The sequence below is a fragment of the Streptomyces sp. NPDC045956 genome, from assembly GCF_056430705.1.
Genome location: NZ_JBWKKZ010000011.1, coordinates 41,996 through 57,393, shown reverse-complemented (window position 1 = coordinate 57,393; position 15,398 = coordinate 41,996). Strand labels below are relative to the sequence as shown.

Annotated in this window: 20 protein-coding genes; 4 read left to right on the top strand and 16 right to left on the bottom strand. The window is 72.1% G+C overall.

Annotated features, from left to right (window positions below; all coding sequences use genetic code 11):
- Positions 1–24: 24 nt before the first annotated feature.
- The 3 genes from AC07FV_RS26580 to AC07FV_RS26570 form a co-directional block, all read right to left on the bottom strand.
- Positions 25–1,080 (bottom strand): phosphotransferase, encoded by a 1,056-nt coding sequence (locus tag AC07FV_RS26580; protein WP_479089770.1) that lies wholly within the window; start codon positions 1,078–1,080, stop codon positions 25–27.
- A 205-nt stretch (positions 1,081–1,285) separates the two neighbouring features.
- Positions 1,286–2,026 (bottom strand): HAD family hydrolase, encoded by a 741-nt coding sequence (locus tag AC07FV_RS26575; RefSeq protein ID WP_479089769.1) that lies wholly within the window; start codon positions 2,024–2,026, stop codon positions 1,286–1,288.
- The gene (locus tag AC07FV_RS26570; RefSeq protein WP_383650444.1) at positions 2,026–2,901 is read right to left on the bottom strand and encodes a winged helix-turn-helix domain-containing protein; all 876 of its coding nucleotides are present in this window, start codon (positions 2,899–2,901) and stop codon (positions 2,026–2,028) included. Before AC07FV_RS26570 ends, AC07FV_RS26575 begins: the two co-directional genes overlap by 1 nt.
- A gap of 149 nt (positions 2,902–3,050) precedes the next feature.
- Between AC07FV_RS26570 and AC07FV_RS26565 the strand changes: the two genes are divergently transcribed.
- Positions 3,051–3,239, top strand: coding sequence for a hypothetical protein (locus AC07FV_RS26565; protein ID WP_432881522.1), 189 nt, complete (start codon positions 3,051–3,053; stop codon positions 3,237–3,239).
- A gap of 11 nt (positions 3,240–3,250) precedes the next feature.
- On the opposite strand, the gene AC07FV_RS26560 is transcribed toward AC07FV_RS26565, so the two are convergent.
- Positions 3,251–4,162 carry a winged helix-turn-helix domain-containing protein gene (locus AC07FV_RS26560; protein ID WP_479089766.1) on the bottom strand — a complete coding sequence of 304 codons (912 nt, stop codon included), beginning with the start codon at positions 4,160–4,162 and terminating at the stop codon, positions 3,251–3,253.
- Between the two features lie 154 nt (positions 4,163–4,316).
- Between AC07FV_RS26560 and AC07FV_RS26555 the strand changes: the two genes are divergently transcribed.
- Positions 4,317–4,502, top strand: a complete 186-nt coding sequence (locus AC07FV_RS26555) for a hypothetical protein (protein WP_053133286.1) — start codon at positions 4,317–4,319, stop codon at positions 4,500–4,502.
- A gap of 185 nt (positions 4,503–4,687) precedes the next feature.
- Here the strand turns inward: AC07FV_RS26555 and AC07FV_RS26550 are convergent, their stop codons facing one another.
- The 3 genes from AC07FV_RS26550 to AC07FV_RS26540 form a co-directional block, all read right to left on the bottom strand.
- A complete protein-coding gene (locus tag AC07FV_RS26550) occupies positions 4,688–5,944 on the bottom strand; it encodes a GNAT family N-acetyltransferase (protein WP_479089765.1) in 1,257 nt (418 codons plus the stop codon).
- A gap of 62 nt (positions 5,945–6,006) precedes the next feature.
- A complete protein-coding gene (locus AC07FV_RS26545; RefSeq protein ID WP_479089763.1) occupies positions 6,007–7,053 on the bottom strand; it encodes an asparaginase in 1,047 nt (348 codons plus the stop codon).
- A 90-nt stretch (positions 7,054–7,143) separates the two neighbouring features.
- Entirely contained in the window at positions 7,144–7,764 is a 621-nt protein-coding gene (locus AC07FV_RS26540) for an RsiG family protein (RefSeq protein WP_479089761.1), read from the bottom strand.
- A 168-nt stretch (positions 7,765–7,932) separates the two neighbouring features.
- Here AC07FV_RS26540 and dtd point away from each other — a divergent pair, with 168 nt between their 5' ends.
- Entirely contained in the window at positions 7,933–8,358 is a 426-nt protein-coding gene (gene dtd / locus AC07FV_RS26535; protein ID WP_391971338.1) for a D-aminoacyl-tRNA deacylase, read from the top strand.
- A gap of 30 nt (positions 8,359–8,388) precedes the next feature.
- On the opposite strand, the gene ygfZ is transcribed toward dtd, so the two are convergent.
- The 3 genes from ygfZ to AC07FV_RS26520 are packed head-to-tail and all read right to left on the bottom strand — an operon-like array spanning position 8,389 to position 10,393.
- On the bottom strand, positions 8,389–9,354 hold the full coding sequence (gene ygfZ / locus AC07FV_RS26530) for a CAF17-like 4Fe-4S cluster assembly/insertion protein YgfZ (RefSeq protein ID WP_479089759.1): 966 nt from the start codon (positions 9,352–9,354) through the stop codon (positions 8,389–8,391).
- Between the two features lie 9 nt (positions 9,355–9,363).
- Positions 9,364–9,801, bottom strand: a complete 438-nt coding sequence (locus AC07FV_RS26525; RefSeq protein WP_356608608.1) for a Fur family transcriptional regulator — start codon at positions 9,799–9,801, stop codon at positions 9,364–9,366.
- A 16-nt stretch (positions 9,802–9,817) separates the two neighbouring features.
- On the bottom strand, positions 9,818–10,393 hold the full coding sequence (locus AC07FV_RS26520; RefSeq protein WP_356608610.1) for a heme-binding beta-barrel domain-containing protein: 576 nt from the start codon (positions 10,391–10,393) through the stop codon (positions 9,818–9,820).
- A gap of 251 nt (positions 10,394–10,644) precedes the next feature.
- On the opposite strand from AC07FV_RS26520, the gene AC07FV_RS26515 reads away from it, so the two are divergent.
- Complete coding sequence (locus tag AC07FV_RS26515; protein ID WP_356608612.1) at positions 10,645–11,007, top strand: DsrE family protein; 363 nt, start codon at positions 10,645–10,647, stop codon at positions 11,005–11,007.
- 232 nt (positions 11,008–11,239) lie between these two features.
- Here the strand turns inward: AC07FV_RS26515 and AC07FV_RS26510 are convergent, their stop codons facing one another.
- The 6 genes from AC07FV_RS26510 to AC07FV_RS26485 all read right to left on the bottom strand — a co-directional run bounded on the left by AC07FV_RS26510 (position 11,240) and on the right by AC07FV_RS26485 (position 15,398).
- Positions 11,240–11,506, bottom strand: coding sequence for a DUF3099 domain-containing protein (locus AC07FV_RS26510; protein ID WP_384695845.1), 267 nt, complete (start codon positions 11,504–11,506; stop codon positions 11,240–11,242).
- 86 nt (positions 11,507–11,592) lie between these two features.
- Positions 11,593–11,880, bottom strand: coding sequence for a DUF1416 domain-containing protein (locus AC07FV_RS26505; protein WP_053133316.1), 288 nt, complete (start codon positions 11,878–11,880; stop codon positions 11,593–11,595).
- A 40-nt stretch (positions 11,881–11,920) separates the two neighbouring features.
- Positions 11,921–12,766 (bottom strand): sulfurtransferase, encoded by an 846-nt coding sequence (locus AC07FV_RS26500; RefSeq protein WP_384695848.1) that lies wholly within the window; start codon positions 12,764–12,766, stop codon positions 11,921–11,923.
- A 128-nt stretch (positions 12,767–12,894) separates the two neighbouring features.
- Complete coding sequence (locus AC07FV_RS26495; protein ID WP_361019091.1) at positions 12,895–12,975, bottom strand: putative leader peptide; 81 nt, start codon at positions 12,973–12,975, stop codon at positions 12,895–12,897.
- Positions 12,976–13,181: 206 nt separating this feature from the next.
- Positions 13,182–13,919: an LmeA family phospholipid-binding protein gene (locus AC07FV_RS26490; RefSeq protein ID WP_479089758.1), complete on the bottom strand. Its 738-nt coding sequence runs from the start codon at positions 13,917–13,919 to the stop codon at positions 13,182–13,184.
- Positions 13,920–14,057: 138 nt separating this feature from the next.
- Entirely contained in the window at positions 14,058–15,398 is a 1,341-nt protein-coding gene (locus AC07FV_RS26485) for a hypothetical protein (protein WP_479089757.1), read from the bottom strand.

Sequence of the window (15,398 nt, the reverse complement as noted above, 5' to 3'; positions counted from 1 at the left end):
CGGGGCGCTGCCGTCCCGGGGCCGCTAGCGCCCCGCGGGCCCCGGCTCCCCGGCCGGTGCCCCGGCGGACCCGCGGTGCCGGCGGACCAGTGCCGCCATGATCTGCCGCCGGTTCGGCACGTCCTCCAGGGCGAGCGGCCCGGCCGCGGCGGTCAGGACGTCCTGCAAGTTCCCGGCCACCCGCGGAAGGGCGGACCAGCGCAGGCCGGTCTCGTCGCGCAGGGACATCGCGGCGCGCACGATGTCCGTGCAGACGGACTGCGCCCGCTTGAAGTCCGTGATCACCCGCAGGTCGCGCTGCCACCCGCGGGAACTGCCGGGGCGGACTCCTTCCACCGCCCCGCACCATTCCCGGATCAGGCGCTCCTCCTGATCGGCCGGGTATCCCATCAGGTAGAGATGGGTGGCCAGGTCGTAGAGCGGGTCACCGACCATGGCCAGCTCCCAGTCGATCGTCCAGAGGCCGCCCCGCGGGTCGATGACGAAGTTCTCCCGGTGCAGGTCCGCGTGGAGCAGGCAGAAGGGCCGCTCGGTCAGTCCGGTCGCGTTCTCCGCGAGCCGGACCAGGGACGCGTCCCGTACGCCGAGGTCCGCGAAGAGCGCACCGAACTCCGGCCGGTTGGCCTCGTAGACCTGCTCCTCGACGAAGGCGACCAGGCGTTGCAGGAAGCCTTCGGTGTCTCCGTCCTCCGGGGCGTCCCGCGGTGAGCAGCGCCGCTCCACGCGCAGCGTCCGGGCCGTGATGGGGACCATCTGCCGGAACAGGCCGACGATCTGCTCGAACACCGGGTCGGGCACCCGCCGGCCCCACCGGCGGTGCGCGCCGAGGGTCCGGCCCTCGATGAACGTCTGGAGTCCCATGCCCTCGACGTCGACGATGTCGGGCACCCGGTCGATCCGGCCCTTCAGGCCCCGGAGCAGCTCCTCCTCCGACCGGAAGCACCTGCGGTCGAACCAGAGGCTCGTGGAGCGCGGCTCCCGCAGCTTCACGGGTCCCGCCCCACCCGGCGGCGAGAGCACGTACGTCTCGTGGTGGTAGCCCGTGAGCGGGCCCCTGACCAGGGACGCGCCACCACTCATCGCTTCGGCTCGCTGCCTGACGGGCGAGGCCAGTCGGGGTGTCATCCTGTGCGTTCTGCCCGTCCCGGTGGTGCCAGTGGGGTAAGACGGACGGCACGTTACTGCACGGTCCTGGAGCGCGCGTGGAGAACCCGGCCCTCGGACACCTCCCTCCCCGCCCCCGGGGGAACGGGCGCACGCCCGAACGGTTCCGCCGGGCGGGACTTCAGGGCCTCCTGGGGCTCCGCAGCAGCCGCAGCAGTGGCTCGAAGGAGTCGACGAGGGTCTCGGCTCCGGCGTCCCTGAGGAGCTTCGCCTTGCGTTCGTCGCGGGCGTAGCCGAGGAAGGGGACGCCGGCCCGCCGCGCGGCCTCGCAGTCGGAGGGGGTGTCGCCGATGAACAGCGACCCGGACGGGGCGGCGCCCAGCGCGCTGAGGGCGCGGACGAGTGTGTGCGGGTCGGGCTTGAGCAGGCCGAGTTCCCGCGTGCGCCCGTAGATGTGCGGGGTGAAGCAGGGCAGCAGGCCGCGGCCGGCGAGGTAGGTGCGCACGACCCGCGGGGAGTTGTTGGTGGCGACGGCCAGCCGCACGCCCACCGCCGTCCAGGTCCGGATCAGCGGATCGGCGTACGCGGTCGGCATCGCGGAGGCGGTGGCCCGCAGCTCCTCGTGGGTGAGGCGTTCCTCCAGCTCCTCGACCAGGTCGCTGCGCGGGTGCCGGCGGTCGACGGCGCGCAGCACCGCGTGCGGGTCGGGGGACTCCCGTTCGTCCTCGGTCAGCAGCCCGCGCAGGCCGCGCCGTTCGAGCCAGTCGACGAGGTCGCCCGCCACCAGCTCCGCCCGGTGCCCGGCGAACAGGCGGCAGATCGGCCCGTCGAAGTCCCAGAGCACGAAGCGGGCACCGCTCACCAGTCGCTCGAGGTTCCCCGTGTCCGCCGCCGGCCCGGTCCGCGTCGCATCAGAAGTCACTAGGAGAGTGTCATGTCCGAGGTGATGGTTTCCCAGAGGGCGTCGAACCACTTCTGCGATTCCTCCACGAACACCGCGTCCCGGTGCCCCGCCCGCTTCAGGAAGGAGAACAGCAGCGACTGGGAGCCCAGGGCGTCGTACATCTCCAGCGTCCGGCTCTCGTACTCCTCCTCGCGCCGGGTGAGCATGTAGTAGCCGAACAGCGCCTCCTCGCCGTTGAGCAGGTAGAGCTTCATCGGCGGGGTGAACGGCAGCGCGCGGAAGGCGATGTGCACGTCGACGCGGTGGGTGGACCGTACGGCGTGCAGGTTGTGCTGGAGCACCCGGGCCTGGGCGTTGCGCATCTGGAGCCAGCGCTGGTGGACCGGGTCGTCCGGCTCGTCCTCGACCAGGACGGGGAAGGCCAGCGCGATGTCCCGCGACGGCATCAGGACGCGGAAGTCGATGGCCTCCGGACGGATGCGGCCCTCGTGGATCAGGCGGAGCGGCTCGCTCAGGGCCAGCATCAGGGTCTCCGAGGTGTGGCACACGACGTCGACCCGGACGCGCGGTACGGAGAACGCCTCCGAGAGCCGGGGCCCGAGGGACACCATGGTGGGCTGCGGTTCGCCCCGGGGGGTGGCGGGCTCGGCGATGCGGGGCGGGCTGCCCTTGCTGACGTTGGTGAGCAGGCCGTCCTCCTGGAGCGCCCGCAGGGCCTGGCGGACGGTGCCGCGCTCCACGCCGAACTCGTCGGCCAGCTCGGCCTGGGTGGGCAGGCGGTCGCCCGCCTTGAGATCCCCCCCGCGGATACGTTCCCGCAGGACGTCGGCGATCTCCTGGGACGAGAGCCTTCTGCTGCCGTTCACCGAGACGTTCTCCTGAGTCACGACCAAACGCTACAACTCCGACCTACCTAGAGGGAGTTGTTTGAAACTCGTTTACAACTCCCCGCCAAGTGGGGACAACCTAATCAGAGTTGGTTGCCAACTTGGTCTAGTTGGCGGAAGTTTTCCCGTCCCGAACTTCCGAAGGGGGAAAGACCATGCCCGTCCTCGCTCTCCTCTCCACGCTCCTCGTCGTCACCTTCGAGCAGGTCGTCCAGTGGAAGTACGGCGCCACCGGACTCATCGGCCTGCTCCTGCTCACCGTGGGCATCAAGGCGAAGAGCCCCTCCGTCAGCTCCGCCGGAGCGGTGGTGCTGGCCCTCCTGGTCGCGGGCCCCGCGCTGTGACCGGGAGGTGATCACGCCGTGAGCAGCAGCTCCGAACTGATCGTCTCCCACAGCGCGTCGAACCACTCCCGCGACTGCCGCACGAACGCCCCGTCGCGCAGACCACCGGTCCGCTCGAAGGCGAACAGCGTCGAACGGATGCCCTCCGCGTCGTACGTCTCCATCGGCTCGTGATCGATCTCCTGCTCGCGCCGGCCGACGGTGTAGTACGCGAGGAGGGCTTCCGTGCGGTTGAGCACGTACAGCTTCACGGGCGGCGTGAAGGGCAGCGCCCGGAAGGTCACGCGCACGTCGATGCCGTGCGTGGCCCGCAGGCTCAGCAGGTTGTGCCGGAGCACCTGCCCCTGGGCGTTGCGCATCGCCAGCCACCGCTCGTGCACCGGGTCCCCGTCCCCGCGGCCGCTCACCGCCACCGGGAACGCCAGCTCGATGTCCCGGCCCGGCAGCAGCACGCGCACGTCGATCTTGGCCGGTTTCCGTCGCCCCGCGTGGACCTCGCGCATGGCCTCGCCGAGGGCGAGGGTGAGGGAGACCGAGGTCAGGCACAGGGCGTCGATCTCGACGTGGGGGGCGGCGAAGGCCTCGGCGATCCGGGGCGCGAGGGCGGCCGTGGTGGGCATCGGCGGCGCCTCGGACCCGGTCAGGGCGCCGCGCGGGTCGGGCGCGACGGTCGCGGGGCTCCCCTTGGACACATTGGTGAGCAGACGTTCCGACTGGAGCACGCGCAGGGCCTGGCGGACGGTGCCGCGCTCCACGCCGAACTCGTCGGCCAGCTGGGCCTGGGTGGGCATGCGCCGGCCCGGCCGCAGCTCCCCGGACCTGATCCGGGCGCGCAGCTCGTCGGCCACCTCGCGCGGCGTCACCTGTGGCCGCTGCGGTCTCTTCCGTCCGTTGACGGGGGCATGTTCCGGCTCCACGACCAAACACTACAACTTCCCGCCATCTTTGGGCAGTTCAAGCGAAGGTGGTTATGAGTCGCTTCCAAGCGGAGATAAGTACAGTGAAGTTGGCAGCCAACTTGAGCAACGTGGTCGAACCTCCCAAGGGTTGGCCACCACGGTGAACAGGGGGTCCACCATGCCGCTCATCGCCCTCGTCGTCGCCGCTCTGGCCATCGGGTTCGAGCAGCTCGTGCAGTGGAAGTACGGGCCGATGGGAATCATCGCGTTCGTCGCGCTGTCCATCGGCATCAAGGCGAAGAACACCATGATCGGCGGTGTGGGCGCGGTGATCCTCGTGATGCTGCTCGCACAGTCCGGCTGAACCGGCGTACTGCTGTCCGGGCCCCCTTCCGGAGGGGAGCCGGGAGCCCGGACAGTCAGTCGGCACCACCGCACGACCGGTACCACCGCACAACCGGTACCACCGCACAACCGCACAACAACCACAACTGAAGAGCACGCGCTACGGATGCGCGCACCCACCCGTCACCGGCAGAAGGGAGCAGCTCAGAACATGTCCGGGCACCAAGGCCGCCTGGACGTACGCAGCAGGGCGTCGGCCACACGGGCGGCGCCCGCTCGTATCTCCCGGACCCGGCCCAGCGCGGCCAGCCGGACGGCCGACTCGTCGCCCAGCCACAGCGCCGCCAGCTCGGCCACGTCGAGCCCGAGGTGGGCGCTCTCGGTGGTCGGCGTGCAGGACGCCCCGTCCTCTCCCGCCTCCAGCCGCCACCGCCCGCCGGTCAGTCCCGCCCGGTCCTCGATCTCCAGCACCAGCGAACCCGACCCCTCGTACGTGCGCGCCTCCAGCGCCCGGACGACGTCCAGGATCCGCACCCACAGCCAGTCGGCCTGCGTGGTGATCCTGGCCGCGCGCGGGTCCGGCAGGAGGTGCGGGAGCAGGTCGTCGGGGGACCGCCAGCCGCTCTTCACCGTGGTGACCCAGTCGATCGAGCACAGGTAGCCCCACAGGGCGCGCTCGGCGGCCGGTGTCACGGCCAGCAGCCACAGCACGGTCGCCGTGTTCAGCGGCTGCTTGGCGTCGCCCCAGTGGTCGTCGGCCTTGTAGGCGACCATGCCCTCGACCTCGCCGTCCGCCGAGCGGTACACGGCGAAAAAGGGCTCGGTCCACGGGGAGCCGTAGGTGTTCAGCACGCCGGTCTGGATCTGCCACCACAGCTCCGCCCGGCTGACCGCGCCCGGCTGGGCCCGGCGCAGCCGCTCGTGCAGCTCGGGACCGAGCTTGCGGACGTCCTCGCCCTCGACGAGGTCGATCCGGCCGCCGTCCTCGGGGGCCGACCAGCGGGCGTCGAGTCCGGCGCGGGGCACGTCGACCGTCCACTCGGTCATGGTGGTGGCGGGGCCGAAGCCGTACCGGCCGTAGATCGGGTACTCGGCCGCGATCAGGGTCGCGAGGACGTCCCCGCGCTCCTTCGCCGCCGCCAGGTCCTGGGCCATCATGCGGGTGAGCAGGCCACGGCGGCGGTGGGTCGGGGAGACGGTGACGTTGGAGATCGCGTCGGCGGGAACGCGGGCGCCTCCGACGGCGGTGACCTCCTGGTCGAAGGACCGGAAGGTCGCCACACAGCGCTCCCCGTCGAAGGCGCCGAGCGAACGGCCGGGCACGAACAGGTGACGGCGGGCCTCCAACTGCTCCGGCGCGACGGCGGGCGGCATCAGGAACCCGGTGTTCAGGGCCCGCTGCCAGTCGGCGAACTCGGCCTCGGTGATGGGGCGTACGTCGATGTCGATGCGGCTGGTCATGCCCTCACGGTAGGTCGGCCACCCCGCCCGCGTCGCGGGCATTTCGGCCCGCCCCGGTTCTCTCAGAACGCCGCCCGGATCTCCCCCACCTCGCGCCCGCCGCCGAGCAGGGGCGCACGGCCGATGCGGTCGACCACGGGGCCGTCCACGCCCATCAGCGTCAGCGCGCGGCCCAGGACCGGTCCCAGGGCCCGGGTCGCGCCGTCCTCCACCTTGAAGGCGAGCGCGCGGCCGTCCGGCAGGGCCACCGCCTGGACGGCCTCCGCGCCCATCTTGGACAGGGTGCCGGGCACCTCGCGCATCAGCCAGGTGTCGGGGCGCCGGGTGCCGGCCACGTACTCGGGGTGGGCGCGCATCGCGTCGGCGACCCGGCGCTCCGCCGTGCCGGGCTCGGCGCCGACGAAGGAGCGGAAGGCGCGGGCCAGCCCGACCAGGCTGATCGCCATCAGCGGCGCGCCGCACCCGTCCGTGCCGACGGCGGCGACCGGCTCGCCCGCCGCGTCCTCCACGACGCCGTGGATGATCCGCTGCAACGGGTGCTCCGGGTCGAGGTACGACTCCACCGGCCAGCCCCGCTGGACGCAGACCGCCAGCATCGCGGTGTGCTTGCCGGAGCAGTTCATGGTGATCCGGTCGGGCGACGCGCCCGACGCCAGGTAGGTGTCCCGTTCCTCGGGGTCCAGGGGGAGGTCGGCCGGGCACTGGAGCAGGGCCGGGTCCAGGCCGTACTCGTCCAGCATCTTGCGGACCAGATCCCGGTGAAACGATTCTCCGGAGTGGCTGGCGGCAGCCAGCGCCAGCCGCTCCCCCGAGAGGTCGAGCCCGGCCCGCAGCACCCCCGCCGCCTGCATCGGCTTGCTGGTGGAGCGCGGGAAGACCGGCGCCGTCACGTCCCCCAGCGCCAGCTCCACCGCCCCGTCGGCGCCCAGCACGACCAGCGCGCCCCGGTGCCGCCCCTCGATGAAGCCGGACCGGACGACCTCGGCGAGGACGGGCGGTACGACGGGCGGTACGACGGACGGGGGCCCGGGCCGACGGACGTCCCCCCGCTCGGACTCCACCGGGAGCGAGGACGGGTCGGTCGGCTGGGGCGAGTGGGGGGCGGGCATCGGCGGTGGCCTTCCGGACGGGTGACCCGCCGCGGCGACGGCCCGGGGTCACCGGGCCTGCGAGGGGCGGCGTTCCGGCCGCCCCTCGTGTCACACCAGCAGGTCGTCGACTTGTGCTTCCCCCTCACGGTACCGGCGTGCGATCTCCGCGCTGCACTCGTCCGCGGTGCGCTGGAGCCGCTGCCGCCGCCGGGACACCTGCTGCTCGTAGCGCACGAGCCGGCCCGTCCCGGTGGTCAGCTCGGCGTCGGTGCGGGCCGTCAGGTCGGACAGCTCCACCTCGCCGAGCATCTCCGCGGCCAGCCGACGGCACTCCTCGCTGCGGGGCGTGCCCAGCGTCACGTGGCGCGCGGAGGACCGTTGCCGGGCCGGGGCGTCGGCCAGGATCTCCGACAGCCGCTCGACGACGGACCCCGTCGCCGCCGTGGTCACCACGGATGTGGGACCGCGCCGGGCCAGCTCCGCGCGCAGGATGTCGATCCGCCCTTGCAGCAGCCGGCGCACATAGCTGAGATCGGCCTCCTCACGCTGGGCGTCCCGGCGCAGGGTGCGCAGTTCGGGCAGGCTCAGCGCGGTCAGGTCCTGCCCGGCAGGAGCCGCGGGCAGCTCCGGGCTGTCCGTGCGCTGCACGGGTGGCCGGGGCGCCTCCAGGCCCCCCGGATATGTCAACGCGACAGTCCCAAGCGGCTGCCCCGTACTCGGTGTGCTCATTCGCCTCAACCGTCCCCTCGACCGGCGTCTGGGAGCATCGTGCCACCCCAAGTGGCCGCTATGTGACCGAGTGCCCACGATCGGCCCCAGATGGGGGGTTAGGGAGCGAAAAAAACCCCGTACGGGCCCGCGTGCCCACACCCTGGGGGCGCACGGCATCATGACGGGATGCGTGCAGTGGTACAGAGGGTGGACGGCGCGAGCGTCGTCGTGGACGGCGAGACGGTGGGGGCGATCGAGGGCGAGGGCCTGTGCGTCCTGGTCGGCGTCACGCACGAGGACACCGTGGAGGAGGCGGAGCGGCTGGCCCGCAAGCTGTGGTCGGTGCGGGTGCTGCACGACGAGAAGTCGTGCAGCGACGTGGACGCCCCGCTGCTGGTGATCAGCCAGTTCACCCTTTACGGCGACGCCCGCAAGGGCCGCCGCCCCACCTGGAACGCCGCCGCGCCCGGTGACGTGGCCGAGCCGCTCGTCGACGAGGTCGTGGCGCGGCTGCGCGCGCTGGGCGCCACCGTGGCGACGGGGCGCTTCGGCGCCCACATGCGGGTGTCACTGACGAACGACGGCCCGTTCACGGTGCTGCTGGAGGTCTAGCGCCGCGCCGGGCCGTCCGGGCACTGCGTCCTACGGCTGGACGACCGTCTCCTGTGCGGCGGCCGTGTCCTCCGCCATCAGCCGGGCGTCCACCGGGACGTTCCGCTTCACCAGGGCGAGGGCGACCGGGCCCAGCTCGTGGTGGCGTACGGACGTGGTGACGAAGCCGATCTTGCGGCCGTCCGGCCCGTCCTGCGCGAGGCGCACCTCGGCCCCGGCGGGCGGCAGGTGGACCTCGCTGCCGTCCAGGTGCAGGAAGACCAGGCGGCGCGGCGGCTTGCCGAGGTTCTGCACCCGGGCGACGGTCTCCTGCCCCCGGTAGCAGCCCTTCTGCAGGTGCACGGCGGTGCCGATCCAGCCCAGCTCGTGCGGGATGGTGCGGTGGTCGGTCTCGAAGCCGACCCGGGGGCGGTGCTGCTCGACGCGGAGCGCCTCGTGGGCGAGGATCCCGGCCGGCGGTCCGGCCTCGGCGGCGTACGCCTCCAGCTCCGCGCGCGGCAGGAAGAGGTCGCGGCCGTACGGCGTCTCCCGGACGACGGCGCTCGCGGGGGCCGCCGCGATGGAACCGGCCGGCAGGTGGACGACCGCGGTGTCGGCGGTGCGGTCGGCGACCTCGACCCGGTAGAAGAACTTCATCGACTCCAGGTAGGCGATCAGCGCCTCCTGGCTGCCGGGCTCCACGTGGGCCCAGACGGTCGTGCCGTCGTCGACCAGGTACAGGGCGTGCTCGATGTGGCCGTTGGCGGAGAGGATCAGCGCCTCGGCGGCCTGGTGGGCCGGCAGGTCGCTGACGTGCTGGGTGAGCAGCAGGTGCAGCCAGCTCAGCCGGTCGTCGCCGGTGACGGCGACCACACCGCGGTGCGAGAGGTCGACGAATCCGGTGCCGTCGGCGAGGGCACGCTGCTCGCGGAACAGGTCGCCGTAGTGGGCGGCGACGCCTTCGTCCACGCCCTCGGCGGGGACGGCGCCGGGCAGGGACAGCAGGGGACTCTTCATACGCCTAGCCTACGACTCGGTAGTTGAACCCTTACGGGAGCAGTCCTGGCACCGGCCGAAGATCGCGAAGTGCTTCATGTCGGTGTCGAAGCCGAACTGCTCGCGCAGCTTGGCGGTGAACTCGGCGGCCACCGACAGGTCGGCCTCGATCACGTGGGTGCAGTCCCGGCAGACCAGGTGGATGTGGTGGTGCCGGTCGGCGAGGTGGTAGGTGGGCGCGCCGTGCCCGAGATGGGCGTGGCTCACCAGCCCGAGCTCCTCCAGGAGCTCCAGCGTGCGGTAGACGGTGGAGATGTTGACCCCCGACGCCGTCTTCCTCACTTCGCCGAGGATGTCGTCGGGGGTCGCGTGTTCCAGATGGTCGACGGCTTCGAGCACCAGCTGCCGCTGCGGGGTCAGCCGGTAGCCGCGCTGCCTGAGGTCGCTCTTCCAGTCGGTGCTCACCACACCCAAGAGTCTAGGACTACTTGAAGAAAGCGATCCCGTCGTCCGGCATGTCGTCGGGCAGCGCCTTGGCCCAGCGCTCGACGTCCTCCGGGGTGACGACCTTCTTCAGGTGCGCCGACATGTAGGGGCGCAGCTCGACCTCGGGGGTCTGCTTCTCGCCGACCCACATCAGGTCGCTCTTGACGTACCCGTACAGGCGCTTGCCGCCGGTGTAGGGCCGGGAGGCGGCCGTGCGGGCCACCGCGTCCGTGACCAGGTCGATCTGCGGCTTCTGGTCGGCCAGCTCGCCGTACCAGATCTCGATGACGCCGTCGTCGCGGGTCATCGTGGCCTCGACCTTGCGGTTCGCGTCGATGCGCCAGAAGCCGTACTCGGACTCCAGGGGGCGGACCTTGTTGCCGTCCTGGTCCAGGACCCAGGTGTGGGACCGGTACTCCAGGAAGTCCCGGCCGTCGTGGGTGAAGGAGACCTCCTGCCCGAAGTTGCACTTCTCGGCACCGGGGAAGTCGTGCACGCCCGCGCCCGCCCAGTCACCGAGCAGGAAGACGAGCGGGACGAGGTCCTTGTGGAGGTCGGACGGGATCTCGATCATGAGCAGAACTTCCTGGCGTGGGGGATCAGCGCTGGCCCTGGTACAGCTTCTTCACGGTCAGCCCCGCGAAGGCGAGGACGCCGACGCAGACCAGAACCAGCAGGGCTTCGAAGAAGATCTCCACGGGGTGCTCCTCGGTGATGCGGAGTGCGGTGCGTGCGCTGCACGCACAGGGCCGGCCCCCAGCTTACGCGGCCATGCCCTGGCCCACCGGGCGAGGTGGGCCCGCGGTGCGGCCGTACCATGCGGCCATGGCGAAGAAGCTCGTGATCAAGGTGACGGCGGGGGCCGATGCCCCCGAGCGGTGCTCGCAGGCGTTCACGGTGGCGGCGGTGGCCGTGGCCAGTGGCGTCGACGTCTCCGTGTGGCTGACCGGCGAGTCCGCGTGGTTCGCGGTGCCGGGCCGGGCGGCCGAGTTCGAGCTGCCGCACGCGGCGCCGCTGCCCGACCTGCTGGACTCGATCCTGGCCGGCGGCCGGGTGACCCTGTGCACCCAGTGCGCGGCGCGACGGGACCTCACCGAGCAGGACGTGATCGAGGGGGTGCGGATCGCGGGCGCCCAGGTCTTCGTGCAGGAGGCGCTGGCCGACGACACCCAGGCCCTCGTCTACTGACCCTGCTGAGAAGCGTGGGCGAACGACGGAGAAGTGTCCTCGGGGCGTTCATTTGAGCGCCCCGAGGACAGCTGAGGCCGAGATGCTCACGCTCTCCAGGGGCGGTGCCGTGGGGCTCGGGTTCCCGGCACCCGTGACGGCGAGGCGTTCGTACGCGACCGCCCCGAGGCCGAGGCGCACACCTGGCGCTGTGCTCACGGTGCGCGGCCCGGGCGCGACGGGGTGGGCTCCGTTACCGGGAGTGCGGGCGTTTCTTCCCGTCCAGCTCGTCCCACCACTCGTCGGAGCGGGGGTCGCCGGAGGGATCGTCCCACCAGCGGTCGTCGGGGCCGCGGCGGTTGGCGACGATCGCGGCGAGCGGAGGGATGACCATGGCGACCAGGCACATGCCGACGGCCGCGGGGACCGACCAGAGGCGGACGACACCCCAGGCCAGGACGAACAGCGCGATGCAGATCCCCATCATCACGAAGTAGCGGTGCCGCCGCCGCGCGTACATACCTCCAGCGTAGGTCCGGGCACGGCGAAGGGCCGCACCCCGGGCGTCCAACCCGTGGGGTGCGGCCCCTCGCCGCTCGGTCGCCGTCAGACGGCGATCGCGACCTCCGCAAGTCCGCCCTGCTGGGCGACGACCGTGCGGTCGGCGCTGGCGCCCGGGACGAGTGCCCGCAGCGTCCAGGTGCCCTCGGCCGCGTAGAACCGGAACTGGCCCGTCGCGGAGGTGGGGACCTCCGCCGTGAACTCACCGGTGGAGTCCAGCAGACGGACGTAGCCCGTCACCGGCTCGCCGTCGCGGGTCACCTGGCCCTGGATCGTGGTCTCACCGGGCTTGATCGTCGAGGCGTCGGGGCCGCCGGCCTTCGCTCCGCACATGTCGTACTCCTGAGGGGTTGGGAAAGGTCGGTCGGGTGGCTTACTTCGCGGCGCCGAGCTCGATCGGCACGCCGACGAGGGAGCCGTACTCGGTCCAGGAGCCGTCGTAGTTCTTGACGTTCTCCACGCCCAGCAGCTCGTGCAGGACGAACCAGGTCAGGGCCGAGCGCTCGCCGATGCGGCAGTAGGCGATGGTGTCCTTCGCCAGGTCGACCTGCTCGTCGGTGTAGAGCTGCTTCAGCTCGTCGTCCGACTTGAAGGTGCCGTCGTCGTTGGCGTTCTTCGACCACGGGATGTTGCGGGCGCTGGGCACGTGGCCCGGGCGCTGCGACTGCTCCTGGGGGAGGTGGGCCGGGGCGAGGAGCTTGCCGGAGAACTCGTCGGGCGAGCGGACGTCGACCAGGTTCTGCGCGCCGATCGCCTGGACGACGTCGTCGCGGAAGGCGCGGATCGAGGTGTCCTGCGGCTTGGCCTTGTAGTCGGTGGCCGGGCGCTCGGGGACCTCGGTGCCGTCGACCAGCTCGCGGGCGTCCAGCTCCCACTTCTTGCGGCCGCCGTCGAGGAGCTTGACGTTGTCGTGGCCGTACAGCTTGAAGTACCAGTAGGCGTAGGACGCGAACCAGTTGTTGTTGCCGCCGTAGAGGACCACGGTGTGGTCGTTGGAGATGCCCTTCTTCGACAGGAGCTTCTCGAAGCCCTCCTGGTCGACGAAGTCGCGGCGGACCGGGTCCTGGAGGTCCTGGGTCCAGTCGATCCGGATCGCGTTCTTGATGTGGTTCTTGTCGTACGCGGACGTGTCCTCGTCCACCTCGACGATCGCGATGCTCGGGTCGTCCAGGTGGTCCTGCAGCCAGTCGGCGTCGACCAGGACGTCGCTGCGGCTCATGTTTTCTCCTCCGGGGCAGGTGCGGCGGGGCGTGCGGCGAGAGGGTGCGCGCTCATGCCGGGGCGGCGCGCGGGTGCCCTCGACGGCAGGGCGGTGAGGGGGACACGGACGGCGGCGTCGCCGTCCGCTCAGAAGGTGCGACAGAGCATGGCGGCAACGCGGCACAGGTCCACTGCCCGCCGCTTCGTGAGGTCCGCCTGTCGCTCCATAGGTCCCGATCGTAGGGAGGGTCGGCGGGCGATGTCACCGGCGTGTCGTCATATGAGACGGGATCGTCCGCAAGGTGGGACGCGAGCGGGCTTCGGGGTGGAGCCGGGCGGCGTCCGGACGGGACTTCCGGGCCGGCATCTGCGGTACGGACAGCGCTGTCTCGCCTGTCGGACGCGGGGCGTCGCGAGGGCGGACGCTCGACGTCCTACCCGGCCAGCTGGATGTTCGAACCCCGCACCGTGATCTCGACGCCGTCCCGCGCCGCCTCGACCTTGTCCAGCTCGATGCCGCCGGGCTGCTCGTCGATGCCCTGCTGGAAGTCGGTGATGGCCCGGATCCGGGACTCGGCGAGCTGCCTGCCGCCGACCGTCGGCAGTCCGTCGGCGACGACGTCGACGCGGTTGTCCTCGACCGTGACCGAGCTGAGCACGTCGACCGGCTCGGGCAGTTCCACGCCCAGCACCGTGGCCCGGAGCGACACCTTGATCTTGCCGTCGCCGCCGTCGGAGAGGCCCACCACCTTGGCGGTGATGCCGGGGCCGATGTCCGTGGGCTCGGACTTGGTGGCCTTCATCAGCTCGTCGTAGCCGACGGTCGCGGTGCCGGTGGCGGTGGCCGCCGTGGCGGAGCCGAAGCCGCTGGAGAACTCGACGCCCCGCATGGTCGCGTGCAGCTCGTCGATACGGATCTTGCCGGCGCCGTCGCCGGTGGCCGCCTCGTAGTCGCCGATGCCGATCTCGACCTCGTCGAGTTCACCGGCCGCGGCCTGGGTGAGGAAGGGGAAGCCGTTGATCGAGACGTCCGGCGTCGAGGCCAGGTTCTCGGCGGACCGGATCCTGTCCGCCGCCTCGCCCTCGGCGAAGTTGACCGCCACGCGGTCCGCGATCACGAAGAGCCCGCCGAGGATCACGACGACGATCAACAGTATTCGCAGTGCACGCATGCGGTGTTCCCCACCTGGGCGGTCGACGACGGTCCCCGACGACCGGCGGCCGTCCAGCGCGAGGGTAACGCGACCGGAACGGGCCGCCGGGGTTTTGTCGATCAGCTGTGACAGGAGGACCGGAGACCTCGGGACGGCTCAGCCGAGCGCCCTGCCGAGTACGTACACGGCGGGGGCCGCGGCCGCGAGGGGCAGCGCCACGCCCGCCGTGAAGTGCACGAACCGGGACGGGTAGTCGTAGGCCGCGGCCCGGTGCCCGATCAGCGCACACACCGCCGCGCCCGCGCCGAGCAGCGCCCCCGAGGTCCCGAAGTCCGTCATCGAACCGACCGCGATGCCCGCTCCGGCCGCCGCGAGCAGCGCGACGACCAGGGAGGCGGGCGTCGGCAGCGGCAGGGCGCGGGCCACGACGGCGACCGCCACCGCGACCGCGCCGACGGTCACCGCGTCCGCGTCGGCGGCGAGGTAGCCGCCCGCGAGGACGGCCAGGGCCGCCGCCGCGACGGTCGCCATCAGGCCGTGCATCCGCTCGTCGGGGTCGGCGTGCGAGCGCAGTTGCAGGACGAGGGAGAGCAGCACCCAGACGCCGAGCGTGCCGAGGATCGCCGCCGGGGAGCGGTCCGACACCAGCATCGCCGCGTCGGCGGCGAGGGCGCCCGCGAAGCCCAGCGCGATGCCCTGCCGGGCCGGCCACATGCCGTTCAGCCGGAACCAGCCCGCCGCGGTGACGGCCTGGAGGGCGACGAGCGGGACGAGCAGGGCGTACGTGCCGAGCGCCGCCGCGCCGGCCAGCAGCAGCCCGAGCAGCGCGGTGAGCCCGGCCGGCTGCATCCCCGGGTCGATGATGGGCGAGCGCCCCTCGGCCCGGGCGCGCTGAGCGTCGGTGACCCGCGTGTTCCCGGCGAGGGTCGCGGGGCCGTACCCGGCGGCGGGAGCCTGCGCGGCGGGCTCGTGCCGGGCCGGGGGCTCGGGTGAGGGCTGCTGCTGGGGCTGGGGCTGGGGCTGAGGAGAGTAGGCGTGCGGCTGCGGCTGTGACGGGTAGGACTGCGACGGGTACGGCTGCGGCTGGGACCCGTCCGCGTACGGCTGCGACGGATACGGCTGGGGCTGCGGCGCGTACTGCTGCGGCCCGGGCGCGTGGCCACCGGCCGTCCCGTACGGCGTGCCCGTCGGCTGCGGCTCCTGGTAGCCCTGCGGCGGCAGGTACGCCGTCTCCTCCGCGGAGACCGGCGGCTGCACCTGGGTCTCCCAGGTCTGCCCCTGCCACTGCTGGGTGTACTGGGCGGCGTCCGGGTCCTCGTACGCCGGCCGGCCCTGGTACCCCTGCTGTCCCTGGGCCTGCTGGTGTGCGGGCCACGCCTGGGCGGCGCACCCCGTCTGTCCCTCGTACCCCTCATGTCCCCCGTACGGCTGGTTCTGCCCCTGCCCGTACGAGGGGTCGTACGGCTGGTCGTACGGCTGCTGCGGCTGGTCGGTCAT

What these genes read in the sequence shown, in the direction of transcription:
- AC07FV_RS26580 (WP_479089770.1), bottom strand. Translation starts at nt 1,080, where the DNA reads ATGAGTGGTGGCGCGTCCCTGGTCAGGGGCCCGCTCACGGGCTACCAC.
- AC07FV_RS26565 (WP_432881522.1), top strand. Translation starts at nt 3,051, where the DNA reads ATGCCCGTCCTCGCTCTCCTCTCCACGCTCCTCGTCGTCACCTTCGAG.
- AC07FV_RS26555 (WP_053133286.1), top strand. Translation starts at nt 4,317, where the DNA reads ATGCCGCTCATCGCCCTCGTCGTCGCCGCTCTGGCCATCGGGTTCGAG.
- AC07FV_RS26550 (WP_479089765.1), bottom strand. Translation starts at nt 5,944, where the DNA reads ATGACCAGCCGCATCGACATCGACGTACGCCCCATCACCGAGGCCGAG.
- AC07FV_RS26545 (WP_479089763.1), bottom strand. Translation starts at nt 7,053, where the DNA reads ATGCCCGCCCCCCACTCGCCCCAGCCGACCGACCCGTCCTCGCTCCCG.
- AC07FV_RS26540 (WP_479089761.1), bottom strand. Translation starts at nt 7,764, where the DNA reads ATGAGCACACCGAGTACGGGGCAGCCGCTTGGGACTGTCGCGTTGACA.
- dtd (WP_391971338.1), top strand. Translation starts at nt 7,933, where the DNA reads ATGCGTGCAGTGGTACAGAGGGTGGACGGCGCGAGCGTCGTCGTGGAC.
- ygfZ (WP_479089759.1), bottom strand. Translation starts at nt 9,354, where the DNA reads ATGAAGAGTCCCCTGCTGTCCCTGCCCGGCGCCGTCCCCGCCGAGGGC.
- AC07FV_RS26520 (WP_356608610.1), bottom strand. Translation starts at nt 10,393, where the DNA reads ATGATCGAGATCCCGTCCGACCTCCACAAGGACCTCGTCCCGCTCGTC.
- AC07FV_RS26515 (WP_356608612.1), top strand. Translation starts at nt 10,645, where the DNA reads ATGGCGAAGAAGCTCGTGATCAAGGTGACGGCGGGGGCCGATGCCCCC.
- AC07FV_RS26510 (WP_384695845.1), bottom strand. Translation starts at nt 11,506, where the DNA reads ATGTACGCGCGGCGGCGGCACCGCTACTTCGTGATGATGGGGATCTGC.
- AC07FV_RS26505 (WP_053133316.1), bottom strand. Translation starts at nt 11,880, where the DNA reads ATGTGCGGAGCGAAGGCCGGCGGCCCCGACGCCTCGACGATCAAGCCC.
- AC07FV_RS26500 (WP_384695848.1), bottom strand. Translation starts at nt 12,766, where the DNA reads ATGAGCCGCAGCGACGTCCTGGTCGACGCCGACTGGCTGCAGGACCAC.
- AC07FV_RS26495 (WP_361019091.1), bottom strand. Translation starts at nt 12,975, where the DNA reads ATGGAGCGACAGGCGGACCTCACGAAGCGGCGGGCAGTGGACCTGTGC.
- AC07FV_RS26490 (WP_479089758.1), bottom strand. Translation starts at nt 13,919, where the DNA reads ATGCGTGCACTGCGAATACTGTTGATCGTCGTCGTGATCCTCGGCGGG.
- AC07FV_RS26485 (WP_479089757.1), bottom strand. Translation starts at nt 15,398, where the DNA reads ATGACCGACCAGCCGCAGCAGCCGTACGACCAGCCGTACGACCCCTCG.